We start from the raw sequence: 1,927 nt of genomic DNA, 5'->3' as shown, positions 1-1,927 counted from the left end.
AGGAGGACGCAATATGAAAAAGATTATTTTCGCTTTAGTTGCTGTCATTACATTGGGGGTTATGGTACTTCCGGAAAGTGCTTCGGCGGCATGGTCAGGCTGGCAGAATAGAAACGGCCATTCAATAAGAGTTTGGACGGATGCCACGACTTACAGTCCGAGTGCGTCAACAATCGACTACAAGGCAGAAAAGAAAGGCTCAAAACGCCTGTATTACAAAGCCATCTTGTATAAGTGGTCAGATAAAGGACTGATACACACAGGGCGAGTCGGCTCAGGATCGTTTACCGGATCAACGCCTGTAAAAAGCTTTAGTGTTCCGTCTGTCCGGCGTGAGTATGGAACAGGAACATATCTGATCAAATACAATCTATACAGCAAGTCAAACTGGACTGGATATGTCGGCAGCGTGAACAGCAATCGTTTTTATATAGTAGCGAAAATATAGGAGGGCGCGGAGCAACAACCTCAAGCCTTTAAGGGGGTGGTCAAAATGTGATACCAGGACAGCTAACGCATTTTATATTTTGAAAATTCAATAAATTTAAAATGGAGAGTGATAAAAGGTGTTTATCAATCAAAATAGAATAGTGGGAGCCTCAAAAAAGGGTAAGGGGGCAGAGAAGGCGAGCTTTGGCGGGCCTGACCTTCTCTACCTAGTACCCCGCAAAGTAGCGGAGTGCCGTAAGTATAACATGCTGCGGTTTTGTTTTTCAATGCTACTTGTGCTATCCCTTGTGACAATCGGGTTAAACAGTGCTATGGCAGCGGATCAGTACCGGAATTTTGAGGAATTGCAGGCTAATGAAGATCCCGTGAATTACAACATATTCACGCGAGAGCTTGGAACGTCTGTCCTAATCTTTGCGCCTCACGGCGGCGGGATTGAGGGTGGAACAAGTGAGCTTGCCAGGGAGCTAAGTAAATCTTATTCCACGTATCTATTTGAAGGATTGAAGGCATCAGGAAATACATCTTTGCATATCACTAGCACGAATTTTGATGAGCCTCAAGCCCTTGAACTATTAAGCCAGCATGATTTCACGTTGTCGCTACATGGCTATGCTTCAGATGAAAAGCATATTTTAGTAGGTGGGACGGATCAGGAAAATGCAGGGAAACTCACGGAAACCTTGAATGCTGCGGGCTTCTCAGCTGAGTTATTGCCGGAGGGTGCAGCCTTATCCGGTACAGATCCGGCGAATGTCGCAAATAAGAATAGAACCGGAATGAGGATCCAGCTAGAAATAAGCACCGGACAGCGGCGGGCCATGTTCGATACGTTTTCACTAAATGGCCGTGAAGTCTCCAAAAATGAAACGTTCTACCGGTTTACGGATCTCCTTTCCGACTTTGTTAATGCGAACGTAAGCAGAAAGGCGGGTGCTTAATATGGGCGCTGTTGAAAGCTTACAACCGATGTATTATTTCATTAACTTTGACGAATGGGGTATAAATCCGAACTGTGAGAACGCGGAAGCAACAACACAAGGCTTTAACGATGCTATCCAGCACGCGGCCAAGAATGGATATTACGGCGTTTATATTCCTGGTGGCCGTTTCCTGATTGATCCCGTTAGTAAGTTCGGGAGCTTGCCGGAATACGGCGGCGGGGTTCGCGGAGCTTCAAACCTGAAAATAAAAATGTCAAAAACAGCACGCTTTTACGCTATGCCGAATAGTGCCACAGGATACTCTATTTTCTACTTTGAGCTGCTTGAAAATGTGGAGCTGGAAGGCGGCTTCTTTATGGGAGACAGAGACGATCATGATTATGTCTATGTAGAAGGCAAGAAAACGCACGAATGGGGCTATTGCATCCATATAAGAGGGTGTAAGAACGTTACTATCGAAAAAGCCACATGCACCCACGCTACAGGCGATAATATTTGGGTAGCTGCTAAAGGTATGATGAACTGGAATAGTG

Annotated in this window: 2 protein-coding genes and 1 pseudogene; all 3 read left to right on the top strand. The window is 45.5% G+C overall.

The window, feature by feature from the left end; genetic code table 11:
- Window positions 1–13: 13 nt before the first annotated feature.
- Window positions 14–448, top strand: a complete 435-nt coding sequence (locus ACFQ88_RS39535) for a hypothetical protein (RefSeq protein ID WP_041052967.1) — start codon at window positions 14–16, stop codon at window positions 446–448.
- A gap of 118 nt (window positions 449–566) precedes the next feature.
- The gene (locus tag ACFQ88_RS39530) at window positions 567–1,391 is read left to right on the top strand and encodes a poly-gamma-glutamate hydrolase family protein (protein WP_379463434.1); all 825 of its coding nucleotides are present in this window, start codon (window positions 567–569) and stop codon (window positions 1,389–1,391) included.
- A 1-nt stretch (window position 1,392) separates the two neighbouring features.
- Window positions 1,393–1,927, top strand: a pseudogene (locus ACFQ88_RS39525) (right-handed parallel beta-helix repeat-containing protein); the annotation flags it as partial.

The organism is Paenibacillus sp. NPDC056579 (genome assembly GCF_042793215.1).
In the GTDB taxonomy this organism is placed as follows: domain Bacteria; phylum Bacillota; class Bacilli; order Paenibacillales; family NBRC-103111; genus Paenibacillus_S.
Note: the sequence above shows the minus strand (reverse complement) of the source record. Positions and strands in the feature narration are given on the sequence as shown.